Source organism: Pleionea sp. CnH1-48 (genome assembly GCF_024124665.1).
GTDB lineage: Bacteria > Pseudomonadota > Gammaproteobacteria > Enterobacterales > Kangiellaceae > JAMXSB01.
This window is the reverse complement of record NZ_JAMXSB010000010.1, coordinates 1-24,386: the sequence shown is the minus strand read 5'-3', so window position 1 is coordinate 24,386 and position 24,386 is coordinate 1. Positions and strand designations below refer to the sequence as shown.

At 41.0% G+C, this 24,386-nt stretch carries 16 protein-coding genes and 1 pseudogene; 6 read left to right on the top strand and 11 right to left on the bottom strand.

Going from position 1 to position 24,386, the window contains the following annotated elements; all coding sequences use genetic code 11:
* Positions 1–196: 196 nt before the first annotated feature.
* Entirely contained in the window at positions 197–910 is a 714-nt protein-coding gene (locus NH399_RS16115) for a PEP-CTERM sorting domain-containing protein (RefSeq protein WP_253041860.1), read from the top strand.
* Positions 911–989: 79 nt separating this feature from the next.
* On the opposite strand, the gene NH399_RS16110 is transcribed toward NH399_RS16115, so the two are convergent.
* From NH399_RS16110 to NH399_RS16085, 6 genes are all read right to left on the bottom strand, one after another.
* On the bottom strand, positions 990–1,964 hold the full coding sequence (locus NH399_RS16110) for a rhodanese-related sulfurtransferase (RefSeq protein ID WP_253041858.1): 975 nt from the start codon (positions 1,962–1,964) through the stop codon (positions 990–992).
* A gap of 166 nt (positions 1,965–2,130) precedes the next feature.
* Positions 2,131–2,544 carry a hypothetical protein gene (locus NH399_RS16105; RefSeq protein ID WP_253041857.1) on the bottom strand — a complete coding sequence of 138 codons (414 nt, stop codon included), beginning with the start codon at positions 2,542–2,544 and terminating at the stop codon, positions 2,131–2,133.
* 117 nt (positions 2,545–2,661) lie between these two features.
* Entirely contained in the window at positions 2,662–4,998 is a 2,337-nt protein-coding gene (locus NH399_RS16100; RefSeq protein ID WP_253041856.1) for an ATP-dependent DNA helicase, read from the bottom strand.
* Positions 4,991–6,631 carry a VRR-NUC domain-containing protein gene (locus NH399_RS16095; protein WP_253041854.1) on the bottom strand — a complete coding sequence of 547 codons (1,641 nt, stop codon included), beginning with the start codon at positions 6,629–6,631 and terminating at the stop codon, positions 4,991–4,993. The genes NH399_RS16100 and NH399_RS16095 overlap by 8 nt, the downstream gene beginning before the upstream one ends.
* A gap of 45 nt (positions 6,632–6,676) precedes the next feature.
* Positions 6,677–7,495 (bottom strand): DUF2797 domain-containing protein, encoded by an 819-nt coding sequence (locus tag NH399_RS16090; protein WP_253041852.1) that lies wholly within the window; start codon positions 7,493–7,495, stop codon positions 6,677–6,679.
* 58 nt (positions 7,496–7,553) lie between these two features.
* Positions 7,554–9,587, bottom strand: coding sequence for an NADPH-dependent 2,4-dienoyl-CoA reductase (locus NH399_RS16085; protein WP_253041850.1), 2,034 nt, complete (start codon positions 9,585–9,587; stop codon positions 7,554–7,556).
* A gap of 309 nt (positions 9,588–9,896) precedes the next feature.
* Here NH399_RS16085 and sppA point away from each other — a divergent pair, with 309 nt between their 5' ends.
* Positions 9,897–11,768, top strand: coding sequence for a signal peptide peptidase SppA (gene sppA, locus NH399_RS16080; RefSeq protein WP_253041848.1), 1,872 nt, complete (start codon positions 9,897–9,899; stop codon positions 11,766–11,768).
* Between the two features lie 355 nt (positions 11,769–12,123).
* On the top strand, positions 12,124–13,137 hold the full coding sequence (gene ansA, locus NH399_RS16075; protein WP_253041846.1) for an asparaginase: 1,014 nt from the start codon (positions 12,124–12,126) through the stop codon (positions 13,135–13,137).
* A 1,496-nt stretch (positions 13,138–14,633) separates the two neighbouring features.
* On the opposite strand, the gene NH399_RS16070 is transcribed toward ansA, so the two are convergent.
* The gene (locus tag NH399_RS16070; RefSeq protein ID WP_253041844.1) at positions 14,634–14,909 is read right to left on the bottom strand and encodes a hypothetical protein; all 276 of its coding nucleotides are present in this window, start codon (positions 14,907–14,909) and stop codon (positions 14,634–14,636) included.
* A gap of 641 nt (positions 14,910–15,550) precedes the next feature.
* Between NH399_RS16070 and NH399_RS25970 the strand changes: the two are divergent.
* Together NH399_RS25970 and NH399_RS25965 are read left to right on the top strand one after the other, a co-directional pair.
* Positions 15,551–15,859: pseudogene (locus NH399_RS25970) on the top strand (two-component regulator propeller domain-containing protein); the annotation flags it as partial.
* 249 nt (positions 15,860–16,108) lie between these two features.
* Positions 16,109–19,621: an ATP-binding protein gene (locus tag NH399_RS25965; RefSeq protein WP_253041842.1), complete on the top strand. Its 3,513-nt coding sequence runs from the start codon at positions 16,109–16,111 to the stop codon at positions 19,619–19,621.
* A 40-nt stretch (positions 19,622–19,661) separates the two neighbouring features.
* Here NH399_RS25965 and NH399_RS16060 read toward each other — a convergent pair whose 3' ends face one another.
* On the bottom strand, positions 19,662–19,994 hold the full coding sequence (locus NH399_RS16060) for a DUF2956 domain-containing protein (protein WP_253041840.1): 333 nt from the start codon (positions 19,992–19,994) through the stop codon (positions 19,662–19,664).
* 303 nt (positions 19,995–20,297) lie between these two features.
* Between NH399_RS16060 and NH399_RS16055 the strand changes: the two genes are divergently transcribed.
* Positions 20,298–21,659, top strand: coding sequence for a tyrosine-type recombinase/integrase (locus tag NH399_RS16055; RefSeq protein WP_253041838.1), 1,362 nt, complete (start codon positions 20,298–20,300; stop codon positions 21,657–21,659).
* 466 nt (positions 21,660–22,125) lie between these two features.
* Here NH399_RS16055 and NH399_RS16050 read toward each other — a convergent pair whose 3' ends face one another.
* From NH399_RS16050 to NH399_RS16040, 3 genes are all read right to left on the bottom strand, one after another.
* Positions 22,126–22,539: a hypothetical protein gene (locus NH399_RS16050; protein ID WP_253041836.1), complete on the bottom strand. Its 414-nt coding sequence runs from the start codon at positions 22,537–22,539 to the stop codon at positions 22,126–22,128.
* A gap of 180 nt (positions 22,540–22,719) precedes the next feature.
* Positions 22,720–23,130 (bottom strand): hypothetical protein, encoded by a 411-nt coding sequence (locus tag NH399_RS16045; RefSeq protein ID WP_253041834.1) that lies wholly within the window; start codon positions 23,128–23,130, stop codon positions 22,720–22,722.
* 902 nt (positions 23,131–24,032) lie between these two features.
* Positions 24,033–24,386 (bottom strand): hypothetical protein (locus tag NH399_RS16040; RefSeq protein WP_253041832.1); only part of this gene is annotated, 354 nt, incomplete at its 5' end.

Below are 24,386 nucleotides of genomic sequence, written 5' to 3'. Positions count from 1 at the left end.
CTAAGCGCTTGAAATTGTGACATATTCACACTTTTGGTATCAATTTTGTATAAAAGATGTCAGCTTTTTTGACAGCAATATTTATACCATTAATCAGCCCTTTTAAAATCAATAACTTACAGCGTGATAAAGTTGGCACACTTCATGCTATGTATAGCAACTCCAGATATACCATTTTTAAGATATAGGAAATAAAATGAGTAATAAGTTGTTTGGCTTGGCTTCAGGCCTAATGTTGATGTCCTCAGCAGCTTTCGCTGTTCCGGTAACCGTAACTCACGACGTAGACGCAGGGATCAGTTATGACACTTCTGGTGTAGACACTTACACTACTAGTGGCGACGACATGAACGGTATGCAGATCACTGTTCAGTTTTCTAATGGTTCATCTGAAACTGTTAGCTTTGACTCAGGCGTAGATGGCGACAACTTCGGTTCTGCCACTGGTTCTGATTGGACTCTGTCTTTCTCAGGCGGTTCTACTTTCAGCAGCAACTGGGATTTCAACAACGCAACCACTTTAGACGTTGCAGCGTTAATCATCGACGGTCGTCCTGGTGACACTTTATTTGATTACTTGTACACTTTTGATTCTACTCCAGATTCAGCTCGTGGTGGTCCAGGTAATCCTTCTGGTCCTACTCACGTAAGCAGCTCTCAGAACAACCTGTCTGCTCACTTCGGTTACTCAAACCAGGTTTCTTTGAACGACACTTTCTACGGTGACTTGTACACTACTTTAACTGTTAGCTTCGGTAACTACCTGACTTCAGGTAACACTTTCACTTTCCGTACTGACACAGACAACGTTAAAGTTGTTGGCGACATTACTCCAGTTCCAACTCCTGGAACTTTAGCAATCTTCGCTTTAGGTCTACTAGGTTTAGCAGCTCGTAAAAGCCGCGCTTAATTGACTGTCTCTGTTGAGATACAAAAAAGCCAGCATTAAGCTGGCTTTTTTGATCCTGACTATAAAAAGAACAACAATCTTAAGACTGTTGCTCTAATTTACGCTGTTGCTTCTCTTCTTTTCGATGTTTGATGGTCTCAGTCACTTCGTGGCCGATATGAACCTCACCGCGCTTTCTGGCTAATTGAATCTGCTTTTCACGCTCATAAAAACGCGCCTTGTCTTCGTCAGAAATAGTGTCGAAACAGTGATGGCAGCTCACACCTTGCTGGTATTTCTCATTCTCTTTATCCGCTTCGGTGATAGGCATGCGACAGGCATGGCATTGATCGTAGTTGCCTTTCTCCAGCTCATGGTTAACCGTTACACGATCATCAAATACAAAACACTCGCCTTTCCACATGCTGTCTTCTGCTGGCACATCTTCCAAGTATTTTAAGATACCGCCCTCAAGGTGATAAACCTCTTCGAAGCCTTGCTCTTTCAGGTAAGCGGTTGATTTTTCACAGCGAATTCCGCCCGTACAAAACATAGCAACACGTTTATGTTTTTCTGGGTCAAGATTATCTTTTACATAATCGGGAAACTCTCGGAAGGTCTCAGTATTGGGGTTAATGGCATTTTCGAAGGTGCCTACCTGAACCTCATAATCATTACGAGTGTCGACCAGTAATACTTCTGGGTCGCTGATCAGCGCATTCCAGTCTTCTGGCTTTACATAAGTACCCACCACCTGATTGGGATCAATACCTTCCACACCCATAGTAACGATCTCTTTTTTAAGCTTCACTTTCGAACGCTTAAAGGGAGGAGTATCACAGTAAGACTCTTTGGTAACGATGTTATCAAGATGAGGCACTTTATCTATCCAGGCGAGTAAAGTATCGATAGCAGCGCGACTACCCGCTACGGTACCGTTAATACCTTCTCGTGCCAGTAATAAAGTTCCACGAACTTCATTATCAAGCATCACGGTTAACAAAGGTTCACGAATGGATTCAAATTCTTCAAGACGAACGAATTTATACAGAGCACATACAACGTACTGAGACATAGATAATTTACCTTTTATGCGAGTCGGACCGTAAATCCGGAGCTTAAAACGGCGCGTATTATAAAAAATTAATCGGCTTTTGTCTTCTTCTTGAGATTGACTTGGATCAACTCAATTAGAATGACTAATTATTTCCATTAAATTCAGTGAGTTAGGTTAAGCTTAGTTAGCCACCAATGGTACTCGCCTTTTTGCTGGTATATAGAATCTTGCGAAATTGCTTGCTCTTCAGCTCGTTCAGCAAGCGAGGTCCGTTGGGCTGCATACGGTCTATTAACCGACGAAAATTCTTTTCTGCTGCATCATATTGCTGTTGATCCCGAAACACGGTTTCTAGCACCAGTTGAAAAGGCACTTCCTCTTCCGGCGCGATTTCGGTCAATCGATAGCTGTGGATCATACCTTCAGCAACAGCAGCCTGCCGTAACTTGAGCCAATTTTTCTGGTAGTAATATCGAGCTTCGGCAAAATGTTTATCTTTGACCTGAACATAGTTGGTTACGCTGAGCATGGTATCTGAGGCAAGCACATTGCCAATAGAAACAGCACAAATTAGGCACAACAACTTATCAATTCTCATTATGGCGACTCCTTAGCTTCTATCATCAATCTGTATGACTCTATCTCTTTTAACTTATTCGTCACCCTGTTTTCGTTTAATAGAAACATTGGTTCGCTCAGTAGAACGAAAGTACAACTAATTTTGTTGCCAGAAGTGCTCGAGGTGTTGACGCAATTGCATAGCTTCAGAAAACAATTGGGGTTGCCACTGTGATGGAAAATAACGTCGATAATCCGCAGACATAAAGCGCTGATCCAGTAACAAGATCAAGCCTCTATCTTCTTCTGTGCGTATTACCCTGCCTGCAGTTTGCAACACTCGTTGTAAACCAGGAAACCGATAGGCCATATCAAATCCATTAAAACCCTGCTGCTCAAAATCCATCTTAATGGCATCACGAATAGGTTCAATCTGTGGCAAGCCAGTACCCACGATCAACACCCCATGCAAAGCATCGCCCTTAAAATCGATACCCTCGGTGTAACTTCCTCCCATAATAACGAAGCCAATCCCTTGTTCCGCCTCACTTAATGAACGAATAAACTCCGCTTTACTTTGATCGTTGGCGTCTCTTTCTTGTAACCATAGATCTTTGTCGCCATGTTTTTCGACAAACAGTTCATAAACCTGCTGCATAAATACGTAGCTGGGGAAGCAAACCAGATATTTCCCGAGCTTGGCCTGTTTGACTTCAAGAATACAATCAACAATAGCTCCTACAGAAAAAGGGCGTTGCCGATAGCGCGTGTCAATATGACGCGCGATTAAGACACAGCTTTGTTGCGTAGAAAATGGCGAGGGAAGATTCACTCGAGCTGTTTCGTCATCAATGCCTAAGCTTTGGCGAAAAAAACGGTCAGGCCCTAATGTGCCCGAAAACATCGCATGAGAATGATTTGCTAAATGCTGCGCAATATACTCAGACGCATTCAAGCAACGACGACGTAGTGTCTTTTGCTCCAACAGTCCAGAAACGTTTTGCTCCACAAAATATTGATGATGCTCACCCGCTAACTCATCAATGACCAAATAGCGAACCAACAACTTTAACCATTTAACAACTTCGTCCGTCAGCGGCTTTTTAGTCGCTGCATGTGCAATTTGGCTCACATGTTGTCGACATAAAGCCACCAATAATGCCTCATCTTCTTCACTTAACTGCTCAACTGACGATTCATCATCTATTCCGTCCAGCAAACGCGCAATTTTTGCTGCGGTTTGGCGTAAAGAAACAGACACTGACTTTGTCTCTGCCAAGCTTTCTACACTTGCCTGACTCAATTCAGCCGAATACATATCTTTAGAACGGTCAATAAGATTATGGGCTTCGTCAATCAAAAATACTTTTTTCGATTTATCACCTGTTAAATTATTAAGCCCCGAAACCGGATCAAAAACGTAATTATAATCGGCAATAACCAGATCAACCCACTCAACTAATTTGAGAGACAGTTCAAAAGGACATAGTTGGTATTGTTTTGCGATAGCCGACAATGCCTCTTCATTAAGATTATCCGCCTGAAAGCAATCAACCAAAGCCTCCGGTAAACGATCATAAAACCCCTGCTGAAAACAACACTGCCCTTCAACAATAAAAGCTTTATCTTTAGAACAAAAGCAGGCTTTCTCTTTTGCCTGTAATACTAAAGCTTTGGCTTTAATGCCTTGTTGCCGTATTAGTTGTATACCATCAAAAGCAGCCAAACGCCCAGATGTTTTGGCTGTTAGAAAGATCACCTGTTCTACCAACGACTCTCCGACCGCCTTGAAGGACGGAAACAAAGCACTGACGGTTTTTCCAATGCCAGTCGGCGCCTCAATCATGCAGTTTTTCTGTTCACGGATATGATGATAGATAGTGACAGACATTTCTCGTTGGCCAGTACGAAACTCAGAGAAAGGAAAAGTTAAAGATTGGCAGTTTTTTTGAAGTTGCTTTCGATGCTCAAGCACTCGCGAATACCATTGCCAGTATTGATTTAGTTTTTCGTCGACAAATTCTTTCAGTGTTTCTAGCTCAAACTGAAAGCTCTGGTTATATTCTTTTCTGGCATTGATGTCATAATGAGTCAACTGAGCAGATATCTCGCTCAACTGATACTTTGACATCCACATCCAGGCATAAAATTTTAGCTGCGCCAGATGTAAAGCCCGAGAAGACTCAGCCTGATCTTCGAGCTTGCCGTACATCGACTTGATTTCTTCCAGTTCGCAACTGGCGTGATCATCGGCAGATTTAAACAAAACACCATCGATTCGGCCTCGTAACAGAAGTGTTTGTTCTCCAACTTGCCAGTGCGCCTCAATGGCGACTTCACTTTGATAGTTTTTGCCACGTTTTTTTTGCACCGTTTGATGCGCCTGAATGCCTTCTTTCGCACTCGGCCCACGTTGATGAAGGGCTGCAATATCTCCAGTCTGACAGGTAAAAGCGACAACTTCCGTTATCGATACAGCAAGGGCATCACTCATCGGCCCACTCAACGCGTACAACACGATGCGGAACATCATGTTGCTCAAAATATTGCATCCAGCGCTGCTGGTTTTTCTGCAACCGGTCACCAGGCCCTTTTACTTCGACCAGTTCGTAACCTCCAGCATCAGGAAAGAATATTAAATCAGGCATACCCGAACGATTCGATTTTCGATCTCTCAGAATTCGCATAAGAATGATTCGAATATGCTCAAGTGGCACTCGTTCTAATAGCCGCTCGAAAAAGTGTTGTTCTTCAAACAAGGGCCAGTGCATCATACGACAAGCAACGCCTTGTTTATGCTCAAAGATGTCTCGACACCAGGACTCGAAGACTTGCTCGCTTTGCAATCGTTCTAATGCTGAATCAACTAAATCTTGACGGGAGGATATAAACTCAGGCAAATGAAAGTCAGCAGGCGCGGCTTGAAAAGGATTAAAAAAAGCGCCCTCGATATCAGCAAAAATAACGTCCCAGAACACCAGTGCAAACAAACCACAAAAAACAGAGTTCTCGACCCAGTAAGCATCACCTTCACGGTTTAAAGCATTCACCACATCGAGCTCAACAGAGGACTCTTGTTGCGGCAACTGCATCAATTCTTCTACAGGAATATAGGATTCTTTTTTGGTAACTGACTCGCCTAACTTCTTTTGCAACTTAGGCAGAAAAAACTCAGCAAATTGAATCTCTTCTTCATTATGATGGGCAAGCAAAGTTTGGCAAATACTAAGGGCACTTTCGTAATGCCCGAGTTTTTCCAAACATCGAACCCGCCGCTCGAAAGCGGGAGGTGCATCCGTCAAGGAATACACCTCGACAGCACGCTCAAATGCCTGAAGTCGTTCCAGCTCTCTTGCCAGCGCCAAAATAATTCGATCTCGACGACGTTTTAGTGCACTGTCACCTTCTATCAGCGGAGGCAGTTCTTTAACAAATACTTCAACGGCTTCTTCTACCCACTCTTCTACTTCATGAATAGCATCTAGCAACGCAAAACACAGCAAATGCTGCTCTATTTGATGATAACTTTTAAAAGGTAAAGACGCTGCCGACAATGGATAAGATTCATAACGTATTAATCCAATGTCTTGCAAAACAAAATCCGTAAGATCTTGATGCAAGTTGCCAAAAAACAGCAGTCGATAGGTATCGAATACATCCTGGTGGTGCACTTCAAGAATAGCGACTTTATCCAGCGCCTCAGGTAACAGTCCTTGCTCCCAACGCTGATAAACTTCTTCGTCTAACTCTGCACGAGAAAGTTTGCTCCAGGCTTTTTCAGAAAATAAAGCAACCAGTTCAGCTTTAGTAAGCAGAGATACCCAATCTGCATACTCCTCTTTGTTAAACCACTCAGCCCATCCTAAGGTTACTAATTCTGAAGCTGCGTCTTCGATATCCAGAATTTCGTCGTACTTAAGTTTGTTTAGTACAAAGATCGACTTGGAACGCATAAGCAGACGCACAAATAACTTTTGTGCGTCTGCTGACAAAGATTGAAACTCTTGATAAAAAAGACGTTCTGTGGCTTCTAAAATCGAAGCATAGTGATGATGGACAAAATCAATCAACTGATTGAAATTATCCAGATAGTAATCAGGCTTGAGATCCTTTGGTTCAGGCTTCATCGTATCAACCTTTGATCATCAAGCCGCCAGAAACTAAAAACAAATCTACTGATCATCAAAATTCACTTCGTAAGAAGTAAATTTTCGAATATTAATAACACCAGTATCCAGCAACAAATATTGACCTTTGATGCCTTGAAGAATTCCTTCAACCACGGGGTTTTTATCAAAGTTATGTGACGTTATTTTGGTAGGAAACTGCTCAACAGGATAGCTGATGTCTACACTCTCATCCTCTAATGATTCAATAGACCCCTCACCAAACTGTTGTTCAAGTTCTCCAATGACCGTCTTCAATTCTTCTTTTAGCTGTTTTGCTCGAGTCGCCAGATCGACTGGCTCCGCATTGCCTTTTAGCATAGCGCGCCAATTGGTTTTATCAGCAATCAGATCTTTAAAAGCCGTTTCGACAAATCCAGACTGTTGTCGAGTTTTTACCCTAAAGATTGGGATGGCTTGCGTCGCGCCCTGATCGATCCAACGAATAGGGATTTGTGTGTGTCGGGTAATTCCAACCTTAATGCCGGACGTGTTGGATAAATAGACATAGTGCGGCACCATACAGTTGTCTTCTCCCCACTGAGGATCACGACAGGTACCTTTATGATGATGACAAGTTTCTGGTTTCATAATGCACATATCGCACGAAGCCAGTTTTTGCATACAGGGAAAACAAAAGCCTTGCGCATAGCTTTTGCGTGTTTTGGTTTGACAGTTAAGACAATAGATATTGCCCGTGTGCTCTAATCGAATTGACTGACCAATCAAGGGGTTAAGAGCAATATCTTGCTCGCCGACGGGTAGCCAATAATTAACCGTGTCTTGTAGGTCCGATTTAAGTTTTTTTAAGGTGCCTGTGATCATAAAAGCCAGAATATTTTATTGTAATATTCTGGCTTTTTAACAGATTTATAGCAGGGTATCAAATAGCAAATGCGAGTTCTGTTCCTTGACGGATCGCTCGTTTTGCATCAAGTTCAGACGCAACGTCTGCTCCGCCGATTAGATGAACTTTCATGCCTTTGGATTCAAGACCTTGCTGTAATACTCTCAAAGGCTCCTGGCCTGCACACAAGATAACATGATCCACGTCATAAACGGTGATTTCACCATCTTTTTCGACATGAAGTCCCTGATCGTCAACTTTTTTGTATTGAACGCCAGTAACCATCTCTACGCCTTTGTGTTTCAACGAAGAACGGTGGATCCAACCAGTGGTCTTACCCAGGTTCTTACCCATTTTGGATTCTTTACGCTGGAACATCCAAACCTGTCTTGGTGACGGCTCAACAACTTTCTGCTCAAGTAATCCACCGGGATGCTCATAATTACGGTCAACACCCCACTCTTTCATCCAGGCTTCGGGTCGAAGCGTCAAGGACTCACCCGTGTGTGTTAAGTATTCAGAAACATCAAAACCGATACCACCCGCACCGATAACAGCAACCTTCTCACCAACAGGCTTCTTCAGTTTTAACACATCGATGTAGTTCATCACTTTAGGATGATCAACACCTTCAATAGGAGGTGTACGCGGCACAACCCCCGTGGCCAGAATCACTTCATCAAAGCCAGCGTCAAGCAGGGCTTCTTCATTAACCTCGGTGTTCAACTGAATGTTAACGCTGCTCTCTTTTAAGCGAACTTCAAAGTAGCGCAACATTTCATAGAACTCTTCTTTACCGGGGATCTGGTTGGCAATATTTAACTGACCACCCAGCTTATCGCTGCGGTCAAATAAAGTCACATCGTGGCCTCGATCGGCGGCTTCAAAAGCAAAGGTCATCCCTGCTGGCCCAGCTCCTACAACAGCGAGCTTTTTCTTTTGTGCCAGAGGTTGTGGCACTAACTCTGTCTCGTAACACGCTTGAGGATTAACCAGGCAGGTCGCACGTTGCTGCTTAAAGACGTGATCCAGACACGCCTGATTACAACCGATACAGGTGTTAATTCTATCTGAGCGGCCTTCGGCAGCTTTAAGCATAAAATCAGGGTCGGCTAACAAAGGACGCGCCATAGACACCATATCGGCGTCACCTTGATTAAGAATGCTTTCGGCCACTTCTGGCGTATTGATTCGATTGGTGGTGACCAAAGGAATCGATACTTCTTCTTTCATCTTACGGGTGATCCAGGTGAACCCGCCACGAGGTACCGAAGTTGCAATGGTTGGTACTCGCGCTTCGTGCCAGCCAATGCCAGTATTAATGATGGTCGCACCAGCTTCTTCAATCGCTTTACCCAGCTGAACCACTTCTTCCCAGCTAGAACCGTCTTCGACCAGATCAAGCATCGACAGGCGATAAATGATAATAAAGTCGGTTCCTACCTCTTCGCGCATTTGACGAATGATTTCTAGAGGAAAACGGATACGGTTTTCGTAGCTTCCGCCCCATTGGTCAGTACGTTTGTTTGTGCGAGAACAGATAAACTGATTAATCAGGTAGCCTTCTGAGCCCATAACTTCTACGCCGTCATAGCCAGCTTCTCGGGCCAGCTTGGCGCAACGCACATAATGGCGAATCGTCTGACGCACACCTCGATCAGATAGCTGCTTAGGCTTAAAAGGATTAATAGGGGCTTTTATCGCGCTAGGCCCGCAGTTAAGAGGGTGATAAGCATAGCGGCCACCATGCAGTATTTGCAGACAGATTTTGCCGTCTGCGGCATGGACGGCATCAGTAATAATGCGATGCTTTTTTACCTGAAAACGATTCGATAATTGAGACGAATGAGGTGCAAGACGTCCTCGATAATTTGGTGAAATGCCGCCAGTCACCATCAGGCCAACACCACCCTTGGCGCGGGCTGCAAAATAAGCGGCCATTTTCTCGAATCCGCCCTTTTCTTCTTCCAGGCCGGTGTGCATCGATCCCATAAGGACTCGGTTCTTTAGCTGGGTAAATCCCAAATCCAAAGGCTTCATTAATGAAGGAAAATATGCATTTTGTGTCATTGAGTGCTGGTCCTACCACTTTAATTTGCAGAAACTGTATCAGTGCTTGCAACAGATTTCCAGTGTTAAAACATCACGCTATGCACGGCATAATAACAATTGATTACATTTTGATAATGCTATTTTTTGTAAGAAGTTGACGAATCAGAGTACTCTATAGTGCTACTTCAGTAAGAAACGACGAGATTTGAGTCGAAAAGCGCTTAAATTTCGCCCAACATGTTGACTATACCCAAGTATTTCAAAGCGCAGCTAACACCCCTGCGTTTTGAAAAGCACGGGGATAATGTTTAGAAACCAGGAGTTAAAGTGGATAAACCATCGAGTGCAGCGGGCCGATTTTTCTCGACCCTATGGAGCGGGCTGGATATTACCCGACGTGTATTTTTCAACCTGATCTTCCTTCTTATATTATTGTTTATTCTTATCGGGATTTTCTCCGGTGACAGTAAAGTGAAGGTACCTAAAGGGGCCGCCTTAGTATTTGCGCCCAAAGGAGCCATCGTTGAGCAGAGCAAATACGTCGATCCTATTCAAAAAGCCATGCAGGACTCTTTTGGTAACGACGGTGTACCAGAAGAAAACCTTTATGACCTCATTGAAATTCTGCGTAATGCAAAAGACGACAAGCGCATCACTTCATTGGTTATCTATCCTCAATCCATCGTAAGCATTGGTCCTTCGATGATGGAAGACCTGCGCGACGCTATCAATGACTTTAAAACCAGTGGTAAAAAAGTCTATGCGATGGGTGATTACTTCTCTCAGAATCAATACTACATCGCCTCTCTGGCTGACGAAGTCTACTTGCATCCTTACGGTGGTCTATTTATTGAAGGTTATAGCCGCGTAGGCACCTACTTTAAATCAATGTTAGAGAAAGCCAAAGTAACCGTTAACGTATTCCGCGTTGGTACTTATAAAAGTGCAGTAGAACCTTACCTTCGTGACGATATGTCTGATTACGCTAAAGAAGCAAATCTGGCTTACTTGAACGACCTTTGGGGTTCTTACAAAGCAGACATCGCAACAGCGCGTAATATCGAATTAGCAGACTTCAACACCTTTGTTGATAACTTCGCAGGCGAAATGTCGGATAGAGACACTGAGTGGGGCCAAGTAGCTGTAAACAACAAATTGGTTGACGGTTTAAAAACTCGTCCTCAATTCCGTGACATGATGATTGGCATGGTCGGCGAAAATGAGAAGAAAACGTCTTACAAGCAAATCCACCACCGTGATTACTTGAAGGTAGTTAAACCTCCAGTTCCTTTTGTTAATCCTAAGAGCCAGAAAATTGCCTTAATCGTAGCCAAAGGTGTTATTCAAGATGGCCGTAAGAAAGAAGGCGCTATTGGTGGTGACACAGTAGCAGCAAAAATTCGCAAAGCGCGTAAAGACAAGAACGTAAAAGCGATTGTATTACGTGTCGACAGCCCTGGAGGCAGCGCCTTTGCATCAGAAGTTATTCGTCAGGAACTGTTAGAAGCCAAAGCTCAAGGATTGCCGGTTATCGCATCCATGGGTACTTATGCTGCTTCCGGTGGTTACTGGATTTCTGCAAACGCAGACCAGATCTGGGCTCGTCCAACCACTATTACAGGTTCTATCGGTATCTTCGGTATGATTCCTACATTCGAAAAGACTCTGGACTGGGTGGGTATTCACCGTGATGGTGTTGGTACTACAGAAGTAGCTGGTGGTATTGATACAGGTCGTGGTATTTCTGAGCCAGTAAAAAATATCATTCAGGTTAACATCGAAAAAGGCTATCAGCGCTTCTTAAACATTGTTGCTGAAGGCCGTGGCATGACACCTGAAGAAGTCGACAAAATCGCTCAGGGTCGTGTTTGGTCAGGTGCTAAAGCCAAAGAGCTAGGCTTAGTTGATGAGCTAGGAACGTTAAAAGATGCAATCAACGCAGCAGCTGAAAAAGCAGGCATTGCCGAAGCCAAGTACGATGTATGGAAAGTACAACGTGAGCTGACTAAAGAAGAGCAGTTGCTGCAAAGCATCTTTAACAGCTCAATCGGCGAAATGCTAACCGACTCGGATGTAAACGCATCAAAACTGTCGCCAAGTCTTCAGTTCTTGAATGCACTGCAAACTGAGCTAGAAACATTACAAAGCTACAATGATCCAAATCATGCTTACGTTTTATGTAACTGTGAATTGAAGTAGCCTTGATATCCAGCCCTCGGCCCGAAGCATTTAAAAAGCGACGGGTCGATGAGCAGTGCTTCTCTGCACTGCTCATACCTCCTCCCCTCATCTAATAAAAATATTTGCGTCTCTCCCCAAAAAAAGCGAAGATTGCGCCCGCTTAATTATTATGACTTTACTCAAAGTATTTCGTCATACAGGTAGACGGCAAGCGAGCAGCTCCTTTGATCTTAGACTCACTAAGTCATTGGTCTGAGTGATTGCAGTCAGTAACCTCTATATATTGAAAGACATGGGTATTAAAGCTTAACCTTTCGATGTTCTATGCTTTTAAAGTCAGTATCTATTGATATCCAAACTACGGGTGAACACTATGTCAAAGCGCTCTGTTTATATTGCCTACACTGGCGGAACCATTGGTATGAAGCCATCGCAACACGGATTTGTGCCTGAGGCAGGCTATCTAACAGAAGAGGTTCAGCAACTGGCAGAGCTAAAACGTGATGATATGCCTGAGATTGAGATCCACGAGTACCCTCAACTCATCGATTCTTCGAATATCACACCCGCAGACTGGATGGATATTGCCAAAGACATTGAGTCTCGCTACGACGACTTCGACGGCTTTGTTATCCTTCATGGTACTGACACCATGGCTTACACGACCTCGGCCTTATCCTTTATTCTGGAAAACCTACAAAAGCCAGTGATTGTGACGGGTTCGCAAATCCCTTTTAGTGAGCTACGTAGCGATGGGCGCGATAATCTGATCACATCCATCCTGTTGGCGGCTAACAGCGATATACCTGAAGTGTCACTGTATTTTCATGATCGTTTATATCGTGGTAATCGAGTACAAAAAGTAGACGCTAATGATTTTCATGCTTTTGCATCCCCCAATCTGCCTCCTCTGGCTAAATTGGGCACGACCATCGATATCAACCATTCTTTAGTTCAGCAGCCCAATCAAAAGCCTCTGGTAGTTAACTCTATCGCGGCGGCGGAAATAGCAGTGATCAGTATCTTCCCTGGTATGTCAGCCAAAATGTTGGATAATCTACTACTTGAGCCTTTCCAAGGCCTCATTCTACAAACCTTTGGTATGGGCAACGCGCCCTGCAACAACCAAGAGTTATTGGATGTATTAAAAGCAGCAACAGACAGAGGAGTCATTATCGTTAACATTACTCAATGTTATCGAGGCAGTGTTGATATGAGTGGTTATGAAACAGGCAACAAACTTAGCCAATGTGGCATTATTAGTGGCTATGATATGACCACAGAGGCGGCGTTAACAAAGCTTTACTATCTGCTGAGCCTTTCGCTGGATAAAGAGGAGATCAAAGAGAAAATGCAATTAAGCTTGAGAGGAGAACTGACGCGTTAGTCTTTCCTTAGACTAAGTCAATTTGACACATATTGCATTCGAGCTAACAATAAGACCGCCTTGTCTCATACTCCTCGAAAATAAATTTTCCTTCCTTGGGGGACTATTTTGATTTCCTTAGCGTAAACCTCGAAACCAAAAACGCACCTGCCGTTCAATACTATTCCAGTAATCCTTGGAGTAATATTTCGACATCCATATTTTCAATCCTTGAATCAAAATATCACTCATGTTCACTCTAATTTCCCCAATGTGTTCCTGTCTCCAGAAACTCGGCAGCGCAGATTAGAGTAACTGCGTTGTCGATGGGATAAAGATACCGAAACTAAGACTTTGGTGTTATCAAAATTGGGACAATGTATAGCAATATTCGGACATCGAGATTTTAAGCAATAATTTCAACAGGTTATAACGATGTCTTTTTTTGTGAAAATTTAACTGAGACTTTGAGTTAAGAAAATAAGGCAAGCAGAAGCCAGTTTATTACACTTTTATTACAGTCCAGCCACACAGGATTTAAGGTTACCCCAACTCCTTAACCACAGAGGTTTATAAGTAATTCCCCTTCTCCATAAAATGACTGGGCCTTTAGTTTGATTGCTCAAACGGTTTGAACGTGCTGTACTTGGCTAAATCGAGATAGCTTTGACATGCCCTTTATCCCAAGAGCTGCAAAATAAGCCTTACATCTAGATAATTAGCTACAAGAACGACAGGATAGAGGAAAGCCAGATAAGTCAAAATGAGCTAATTAAGAGTTATGAAGATAAGAGAGTCTGTCTACCATCCATGGTCTTACTATCAATCCGAGCTTATATCCTTTAGACAGACAAAACACTCACTTGCCTTTTCAAATCACAACCCTCCCTGGGCTTTGACTTTGGCATCCTTATTTTCTTCCTGAAAAATCATGTCGTTTATTGCAACATTGGCACTTGATGAAACAATAGACAGGTATGTAAATATCCGTGTACCCGCCGACAGATAGAAAGATACTGAAGTTGAGATTTATGTGTTATCAATATCCGGCCAAGTTGTGTCAATTTAAGGACATCGACAAATTTTCTTTTTAAATACAGTACCTTATAACTCCTTTAATAAGGTCATTTATTTAAAGTATTTAGAATTGGTACATTGAGACTACGGATTGAGAAGAGATCAAAGGCTATATTAAAGCCATGACAAAGTTGTCTGGTTGATATCTAGAAGTGATTTGAAAGAGAACCTAAGAACTCAAGGGTTAAAAAAACACTCCATCCTTGGAGCAATAATTTCCATGCGGTTGTATAAATACTCTACAACAAGAGAAACACTCAAACTTTACTGGTATCGATGTCCCAGTGGAGAGCACTTGTGAATCATCGATGGGGTAAAGATACAGAAATGAGGATATAGATGTTATTAAAATTGGGCCAATGAGTAGTAATATTCGGCCATCATGGGAATTTTAAATGCTGGCGAGCATTTCTCGCCAGCAACTTAAGAAGCTTGAATGATTAGCAAACTTCTTCAGACTCTCTACATACATCACTGCCTTTTACAACAGATTTAGTTAGTAAAGATGTATCATTAGTACTTGCCGTTAAGGTATTTGCAACCATTCCACAAAGAGAAGGACTTCCTTTTAAGCTTACACACGCAGTGTAAACAACTGCCCAATTATCTCTGTTAGCATTGCTGCTATCTTCCTTAACATTAACATTTGCAAAACCATTGCATGCAAATCCAACAACCGCTGTAACGCACAGCGCTTTTAAAGCTCTTCTTAGCATAGTGTGTCTCCATATATATTAAAATTATCCTGGTCGCTCCTAGCGATATATTTCCAAATAGTTACTGCTCAATAAGTGAACAAACCGTGTTCAAAGCAGTTAAAAAAGTCCTACTAATTTTTCCTCCATGTGCTCGTTAACAACTCCAATTTCTGATTTTGAGGCGCAAGCAGTTATAGTGTTATTTCTTACACCTAGTATTAGAAATTGCTAAAATAATCCATTATCAAATACCAATACTTTCCGCATAGATACTGGCACTTATCGTGGGTATTTTTTAGTTAAAAACGACTCGCTTAATCCAAATCAACATAACGATCAATCCTTTCTTGTAATCCCTAATTAATCAAAGCTACTTAATCCATAATGTAACTTAATTTATTAAGCCTAAACTTCGTTATTTCTTTTCTTAGGCTGTGATGATGTTTGATAAAATTTACTTAATATTTACACAGCAGTGAAATGAGGCTGTATAATCTTGTGGTTTCCGCTAACCACAAGACCCATAATACAGAAACTGGGAAAAGAAGGCAAATAAATACATTAAATAATTTTCTGCGATAGTACGTATTATTCGATAAAATAGTAAGTGAAGCTCGGCTTAGAAATTAGCTTAAGGTCATAACAAAAGACAAGTAGACATGCTTAAAAAACTAGAAAAACAACTCAGTTTACTAAAACACTTTCCCTACTTATTATTACTACCCATATTTTCCTTAGAAGCATCGGAACTCGTTAATCCAGGTCCAGTGTACTCAGAAATTAATGTTTCCAGTAGAGTCTACTCAATTTACACCAGCAGAAAAGGCAAAGTTTGGTTAGGAACATCTCATAGTTTAGCTCTATACAATGGGCACGATGTTAAGCATTATAAAACTCCTACAAATCTACACCTAAAAATAAATGATATCGTGGAGGACCAAGATGGAAATCTATGGTTGGCCACTACGTACCAAGGACTTATTCGTTTCAATCCTGCAAAAGAGAAATATACATTTTTTAACCAGCAAGCCATATCAATGCAAGCGGATGGAACAATCAGAGACCTTGAACTAGAAGGTTTTCAATACTTATGGATAGCAACTCCAAAGGGCGTTAACAGAATAGACTTATCCACTCTTTCCGATAAGACTCCAAAGAATCTAAACATAATTTCACCAGATACAACCGCAATAAAAATATCTGGAAAAAGGGTCTTTGTGGCTACAGCTGGAAAAGGTTTGCTTGAATACAATACATCAGAAGAAACAGTAAAACAATTTCCTAGTAGTGAACAAATTGGGAACTCCCCTTCGAGCAACAGCATATATGAAATGCATTTAGACAAACATAACAATCTATGGCTTGCCACATCGAACGGAGTTAACAAAGTTGCAATTAATGGAGAAAGTTTAAATTTCATCAGAGTTCAATCTAAACACAATGAATACAATGGTCGTGTCGCAAGTGTATCGGAAGATAAAACTGGGAAAGTTTGGGTTTCATTTTCCTTACATGGATTAAATATTCTGGAGTCCACCGCACTAGAATATAAGTACTCTCCGGGAGACTACAGCGAATCATTCTTAAGAGAAGAGTTAATCAAAGTTCATCACAGTCAAAATAATATAACTCTCGCAACTACAGTCGCAGGTAAGCTGCTAAAACTTAACGCTCAGGCCTTTAAGTACAACTATGTAAAAAAAAATGATGGCGAGTACTTCGAAGTAAATCGAATAATACCCCAACCTAAGAACAAGATGCTGTATTCCGATAACAGCAATCTATACGCAGCAAATTCGGACTTAACTTCAAAGCTAATTTATCCAGAGCTAGGTTATATCAGCTCATTTACCACTCTTTCTGATGAACGGATACTATTGTCAGTCGACTCTAAAGGAATTTACCAGTTCAATAGTGACACAGGGGAAATAAGTCAGTTTTCTCCCAAAAGTACTGGGCTACCAAACTACGCGATTCAAAGTATTCTTTATGACAACTCAACTCTATGGGTTGGCTTATATAGAACCTCTGACGGAACATTGTCTGGTCTCTATAAATACATTGAGAACGAAAATAGATATGTTCAAATAACATCCCAAATGACTATTGAACAAATATTCGACCTCGGTGATAAACTACTCTTAGCAACTAGAAATAAGGGAGTAGCTGTCCTTGATAAAGTTAACTTATCACTTATCAACATAAAAAATATTAAAGACTTAAAGTCTAGATGCGTATACCAAGACTTCGAAGATGTAATTTGGATTTGTTCGAATAGTCGAGGTTTATACCAGTTTGATAGAAGTTCTCTTTCTTTGATAGCTCCTGTAATAAATGATAAATTCAGTAACCAATCGATTAGAAACATAATACAAGATGATCTAGGATTTTATTGGATATCAACTGAGTCTCAGTTGTTCAAATATAACATGAATAATGATTCTCTTAGACTAATTTCAAGCTCTGATGGTCTACGACCAAACAACTATATCAGCCGTTCTGTGGCAAAACTAGAAGATGGGTCATTGGTATTTGGCGGCTTCAAGGGTTTAGTCAAATTCAACCCAGCAGATCTCAACTTAGAGTCACCTAAGAACGATCATAAAATCCATTTACAAGATTTTAAGCTGTTTAACAAACCCGTTCAGCTAGCTCATAAAGATCCTAACTCGCCATTAAAAAAACCAATACACATGCTGGATAAATTGGAGCTAACTTACAAAGACTCCCTATTCTCTTTATCCTTCTTTAGTACTGATTATTTAAATCAGGAAAAGCTGGAGTACTACTACAAACTTGATGGTTTGAAAGGTGATTGGATCAAAGCAGAAAATCAAATGGCCACCTTCACGACTTTACCTGCGGATGACTATGTTTTTCGGGTACGCGCAAAGCATGTTGAAGAAGGATGGTATAGTGACGAGACTCTGTTACCGATTTCTGTTTCGCCTCCTATCTGGAAAACATGGCAAGCTTATGTTCTTTACTTGCTCACCATCCTCACAGCGATCTATATTTTCTATCGTCAAAGAGTTCGATCTTTTGAAAAACGTGCAGCAGAACTGGAAAAAGGCATTGCAGAAGCCACCCAAGAACTGCAACACAAGAATGAAATCGTAAACTCCCTGCTCAACCAAAAGCAGCGCTTTTTAGCCAATGTCTCGCACGAGTTTAGAACACCACTCACCATGATACTCAGTCCTCTGGATGTTATGCTCAACAAAAATCCAGAGTCGAGTGTAGCCACTACCCTAACCATGATGAAACGAAATGGGCGTAGGCTACTGCGAATGGTTGACCAACTGTTGGATCTGGCGCATTCAGAATCATCCATCGAAGTGACTCGTAAAAGATATTCTTTACGTAAAACAGTGCAAACATTGCTCTACTCCTTTGAGCCTCTGTTTGATGCGAAGTCCATTACTTTCACAACCAACCGTTTCGAAGACACTCAAATCATTTTGGTTTCGGATTCATTAGAAAAGATCCTTATTAACCTGCTATCAAACGCCGTTAAATATACGCCAGATAACCGCTCTATCGATCTCAAGGTAACAGTAGAAAACTCTCAGATTACTTTTAACGTCTCTGATACAGGTGTTGGCATCAGTGAAGAGAACCAAAAGCTCATCTTTAATCGCTTTACTCGTGCTACCGAGCAAAACGAAGAGAATATTCCAGGGGCTGGGATAGGTCTGGCTCTAGTAAAAGAACTGGTCTCTGCCAACGGGGGCGAAATCAGCGTAACCAGTGAGCTGAACCAAGGATCTACTTTTACTGTTGTCCTTCCTATTAAAGACGAATCAGAATTCTCTCACCTAATGATTGAAGATGAGTCAGGCACCCCCAATGTGCAGCAGGAAGTCGAAGCACTATCAGAAATAGAAAACACCCGAGACACAGAAACAACGACACAGGAAGACGAAGTATCAGATACTGAAGATGGTGCACAGCCTCTGGTGTTGATCACCGAAGATAATACCGACATGCGTCAGTTTTTATTCGATTCTTTCAGCGAAAAGTATCGTTGTCTCATGGCATCCAACGGTAAAGATGCATTAGAACTCGCTCACAAACATATTCCTGATCTTATTATTACTGACGTCATGATGCCGGTTATGGATGGGTACGAATTAACTCAGCGCCTCAAAGAGGACACTTTAACCAGCCATATTCCCATCATCATGCTCACAGCAAAAGGTGATGCAGAGAGTCGCATGCAAGGTTTCCGTCGCAATGTAGATGACTACTTGGCCAAGCCATTTAATCTTGAAGAGTTAATGCTACGCGCTCACAACCTACTTTCGATTCGCCGAATCTTGCAGCGCAAATTCGCCACCCAATTAGTTCAACCTGGTGAAGTCACGATTCAAGCAGATGATGAAAGTGAAGAAAAAGACATTGAGTTTTTGAACAAGTTTAAAGAACTGATTGCGAACCACTACGACAACATAGATCTGAAGCGTCAAGACATCGCCAATGAGCTTAACATAAGCGAACGACAGTTTTCACGCAAACTTAAAGCGCTTTCGGACTACTCTTTCAGTGAATATCTGCGCCAATATCGAGTGCATAAATCCTTAGAACTCATGCAGCAAGGCATGCAGGTCAGTGCCATTGCCTATACAGTTGGTTTTTCTTCGGTGGGATATTTTGGACGTTGTTTTAAAGCCGAGATTGGTGTCACGCCCAAAGAATATGTAGAAGCAAGCAAGAAAGACAAACAGTAATTCTCACCTAAGGATAAACAGTGTTCAATTCGAATACTGTTTATCCCATCGTTAAATAAGCGACAAATCCAATCCAAGAAGCCACCAGCAATCCCCACGGAAGTACGGATTGTTTATATACCAACTTCTCTTCAACAAGAGCTTCAGGCTCTACTTCTGATTGCTTTTGCATTTTCTTGCGCTGTCGATCCAGTTGGCGTGACTTTTCCTTGTATTGTTTTTTATACTGTTCAATCCCTTTTTGAATGCCTTGCGCAATGAGCTTGGTTTGTTCTTTAGTTTGCCCAGGTCTTTGGGTGCCACGGGCTATTTTCATGGCTTCGTCTTGAGTTTCCTGCGAAGGCTTTGATTTTTTGGTTTGCTTTTTACTCATCCGTTAATACAACTCTACCGTTTAATAATTTTTTATAGATATAAAAAAGGGAGTGAAACACTCCCTATATTTGCCAGAATTAATAGTTTCAGAATGTTAAAACTGGCCTACAGCCACCTTGTTCTCTCACTTTCTACAAATTTCCCCAAAAACAAAGGTCTAGTTTGGGGTCTATGAGTTTAGGAGTATTAAGTGCTTAGTCGTAGTATATCAAATAACCACATAAATGAGCGATATTTGTTTTCAATTTGCTCCACCCTTGCTAAAATCTCGTTTCAATATATGACAAGGAGTCATTAAATTATGCAAGCTAAGCAAGATAGAAGATATCTAAAACAGAAAAAAGCAGGCGGCGTATACTTAGTTCAAATCGCTGTACCAACAGCATTGCGCCATTTAACAAACAATAAAGCCGTTCTAACTCGTTCAACTGGGACAAACAATCTAAGAGAAGCGAGAGCGCATAGAGATGTCTTTTTGCGTGAATGGGAAAACCTAAAACTACAAGCTGGAATAAACCCCAAAGGTCACCGTTTACGTTCTCTCGTAGCAGACCTTAAGCAATCTTACAAAGAGTCGTTAGGAGACCACGACACAGCTCAAACTTGGTTAGATGGGCACGACCCAGAGTATTACTACAACCAAGGCGATTTGATTATGGCTGATGCTATCAGAATTGCTAAGGGCGGCGAGGCTAAGTTTTCAGGTGTTCAAGAAGGTTATACACTCCCAGAAGTTGCAAAGGAATATAGAAATACAATCTTAGGCAAGAAGTCTAACAACTACTTAAATAAAGTCTTCAAGGCTGCTACACGCTGGGAAGAATTCGACAAAGAATCAACACCTTTACAAAATATTGGCAGAGCAAAAGTGGTTGCGTTTATTGAATACCTTTCTGACGACCTTAAAAACAAAACCATTCGCGATGTTTTATCTATTTTTAACAAAACGTGGATTTATGCAACAAATAAAGAATATGTAATCGACAAGGGGTCTCCTTTTACTGATCATTCTTTAGAAATACTAGATAGTAACTCCTATGAAGTCCTAACTTTGCAAGAGTGGGAAGGAATACTCAAAAATTACTTGCCTAGGAGTAAAACAATTGGGGCAAAGCTCTTTATGTTTCTAGGTATTACATCTGGTATGCGTATAGAAGAAATATCAGGACTTAGAAAAGGCGATGTGAAATATGTTGATGGTGTATTGTGCTTCCATGTTAATAATAAACACCGCTCTGTAAAAACTAAAAATGCAATTAGATATATTCCTGTTATGAATCGATATATTGATGTAGTTAAAAAACTTGCAAAAGGAAACCCCGAAGAGTTTTTATTTAAAGAAGCTCGCATAGCAAAGAATCAACATTCAGGCTGGTTTAGTAATAATATTCGAGAGTCTAAGAGAGAGTTTGGAATAACATCGCGCTGGAAATCTTTCCATAGTCTCAGATGTAACCTTGCAACAGCTTGCGAAAATGCCAAGATTGAAGAGAGAACCGCCGCGTGGCTTTGTGGACACTCTCACAATCAAACATTAACTTATGGTTTGTATTCGGATGGAGCGAATATTAAAGAAATCCTAAAGCCAGCCATAGATAAGGTCGAGAAGAAATTAGAACCTTTTTTACAATTTGATAGCTTGGTGTTTAATACGGAGAATTAAAGAGGAGAGCTTAACGGCTCTCTTCTAACTCTTCATTTATGTCAACCTCTTTTCGAAGCCTTGAATCAGAGCTTCTAGTATAGATACTTTTAAAACACCCCGATTCAAACTTGCTAGCTCGCTACTTCCAAAAGTAACAAAACGTGACCTTTAGGTTTTGGGTATCCCAATTCTTAAAAGCGACGAAACGTCGACTTTGAAAATCTAAAAAAGAACAAGTTGTGCTTTTTGAACTACCATAAAAAAACACGCCACAATATTAAACAGGATTTCTTGTTACTCTTTCCCCTGAAACTACACTCAGCGGTTAGTCGCAAACTTGCGTCTTTGCCATATCTTGATCAATATGAATATTGCTCAGAAAACAACCGCGCCCGAAATTTGTGGTGCGCCTAAAGCTTAACCATTGCAAATACTCCTCAGCACGTTGAATCAGAATTTCAGGTTTGTTATGGGCAGTTATTGATTATTCTATTAATTGATTTAAGTTTTCGAATCTAAATTTAATAGCTAACTCCCGCACAAAATCTGGCTCAGTTTCCCAGTAATCCTCGATAATGATTTCAAACCAATCTACTAACATATCGTTCCAGGTCATATTAGACTTTGCAACTCCACCATCCAAATAGAAAGTAAGGTATGACTTATTCTTTACACTATATGCAGCAACAACACCTCCACCACATGTTGAAAATAGTGGAATCACCTCACCAAGCTCATAAGCTAGTTGTTCCTCATCGCTCAACAAGTATGTGTTAGGACAAGTGAAATATATATCTACAGGGTCATTTGTTTTCTCCAAGAGGATATCGCAAATAATGGGTGGTAGTTTAAGGCTTTTTACTTTTTGAACCGCTTCTTGAGTTTTTATTGGCTTCATTTTAAAGCTCTATTGAATTTAGTTTTTAACTTACACCAGCTTAATTTCAGACTAACAAGTGATATAGATCATTTAGCGCATAATTTAAAAAGGCTGTATATCTTCAAACCAAATGCATAACACTGGACGTCACTCATGACATCCAGCATGATTACCTAGCTTGAAAAACGACTAAATACCTTAACATGACACTTTATTAGCTTCGCCTTTAACTGCCACATACCAAAACACTAATGCACATACAGCACCTACTGTTCCAACTATTAGCAACTGTTGAATCAAAGTAAGAAAATCATCATTACCAAATGGTTTGAATATAAAACCAAATCCCATCGAAGCAATCAACCCAGTCACTACGTAAGGCTTGACTGAATCAATATTTTTGTACTGTAAAAATAAATGCAGAGGAATGGCTACAAAAAAGATGCCTAAGCCTCCAATTATCGTAGCAACATAAATAAATACTACCGATACCCCCAAGGCGGCACCACTAAAATCACCGCCGATAAGCATTAGGGTTAAACTTAATACGGCGGTACTTAGCACAACGCTTGATATACTCAATAATGCAGCTATAAAAATTCTTTTCATAATCCCGATATCCTTAATTATATGTCCCACAAAACTATAGCATTATATCTTCACTTCCGTTTAGTGATATTTATAGCAGCCACTTAATATAGAGATAAGCGATAAATCCACAAGGCTTTCAAAAAATGCTTAGCTAACCTGCGGTCATATAAATAACACTAGGCGGCGGTCTGAGAGGCTTTTATCTGTAGCTATTATCTACCCCCTCCCCCTTAGAGATGAGATCTCAGAGAGGCTTATAGACACCTTACAGATCACTTAAATTAGTACATGTGGCAGTCGTTAGTCTTAGTGTTAAACCACCAGAGAAACTGTGCAAATCTGCATAATTCTTTTTTTAAGCGAATCTGAAATTTCCGGTTTGGTTATACAGCAGAATTTCTAAATACCCTGAAACGGGGCATTGAATAGAATACCCCAACATTCGAAATGGTAGTGTTCAAATGTCGGATATTCCTACTTTTAGGTGACATCAATGAGTTGCAACAATACTTCACTTAATAGGGGTCGATGTTTCGTCGCCCCTCAACTCTGCATCAATAACACATCGCACTCAGGGCAACCTTTAAGCCAGACTTGAGAGTTCCTAACTGTCCTGAAACGAGACGGTCTATAAATCCATACCACCCGAAACGGGGTGTTTGAATAAAATCAATGACTTACAAAGTTTCCGCCTATCTAATATACTTAAAATTTATTTAAAGGTGATAATTTACCGCTTTTGCACAAACTATAAGCATCTTTAAACTTTCTAACAGTCGCGTTTCACGACGGTCAGCAAATCCAAATACGGCGTTTCACCGTGTTTCAATATTATCAATAACTTACAACGCACTCAGAGCTGACTTGTAAGCCGCTTGATGAAGTGTTCAAAACTACCGACTAGGTACTTTTAAGTAAAATCAATAACTTATAACTCCTTCTGACATTTCTAGCTTATCTGTAATCAAACGGTTGTAGTTATAGCTCCTTACATCATCATTAGCAGGTTTTTTAAATGACACCTTGTTGCTCATAAACTCACAGTGCAAAGGTTCCTCTAACTTCTTCTTTTCATGCTTATAACGCTGCTCCTTGCAGTATTCGGATAAGATAATTTGTTTCACTTCATCCTCGCTAACTTTAAGTGTTGGAAACACATAAGCCACCTCGCCAGTGTCTTCATAAAAGGCTATATTCCCCTCTAATCGTATAACACTCTTTAGGTCTTCTGGTATCGGATAGTCCTGAATACACAGCTCGTAGCTCTCTTCGGG

What these genes read in the sequence shown, in the direction of transcription:
- NH399_RS16115 (WP_253041860.1), top strand. Translation starts at nt 197, where the DNA reads ATGAGTAATAAGTTGTTTGGCTTGGCTTCAGGCCTAATGTTGATGTCC.
- NH399_RS16110 (WP_253041858.1), bottom strand. Translation starts at nt 1,964, where the DNA reads ATGTCTCAGTACGTTGTATGTGCTCTGTATAAATTCGTTCGTCTTGAA.
- NH399_RS16105 (WP_253041857.1), bottom strand. Translation starts at nt 2,544, where the DNA reads ATGAGAATTGATAAGTTGTTGTGCCTAATTTGTGCTGTTTCTATTGGC.
- NH399_RS16100 (WP_253041856.1), bottom strand. Translation starts at nt 4,998, where the DNA reads ATGAGTGATGCCCTTGCTGTATCGATAACGGAAGTTGTCGCTTTTACC.
- NH399_RS16095 (WP_253041854.1), bottom strand. Translation starts at nt 6,631, where the DNA reads ATGAAGCCTGAACCAAAGGATCTCAAGCCTGATTACTATCTGGATAAT.
- NH399_RS16090 (WP_253041852.1), bottom strand. Translation starts at nt 7,495, where the DNA reads ATGATCACAGGCACCTTAAAAAAACTTAAATCGGACCTACAAGACACG.
- NH399_RS16085 (WP_253041850.1), bottom strand. Translation starts at nt 9,587, where the DNA reads ATGACACAAAATGCATATTTTCCTTCATTAATGAAGCCTTTGGATTTG.
- ansA (WP_253041846.1), top strand. Translation starts at nt 12,124, where the DNA reads ATGTCAAAGCGCTCTGTTTATATTGCCTACACTGGCGGAACCATTGGT.
- NH399_RS16070 (WP_253041844.1), bottom strand. Translation starts at nt 14,909, where the DNA reads ATGCTAAGAAGAGCTTTAAAAGCGCTGTGCGTTACAGCGGTTGTTGGA.
- NH399_RS16060 (WP_253041840.1), bottom strand. Translation starts at nt 19,994, where the DNA reads ATGAGTAAAAAGCAAACCAAAAAATCAAAGCCTTCGCAGGAAACTCAA.
- NH399_RS16055 (WP_253041838.1), top strand. Translation starts at nt 20,298, where the DNA reads ATGCAAGCTAAGCAAGATAGAAGATATCTAAAACAGAAAAAAGCAGGC.
- NH399_RS16050 (WP_253041836.1), bottom strand. Translation starts at nt 22,539, where the DNA reads ATGAAGCCAATAAAAACTCAAGAAGCGGTTCAAAAAGTAAAAAGCCTT.
- NH399_RS16045 (WP_253041834.1), bottom strand. Translation starts at nt 23,130, where the DNA reads ATGAAAAGAATTTTTATAGCTGCATTATTGAGTATATCAAGCGTTGTG.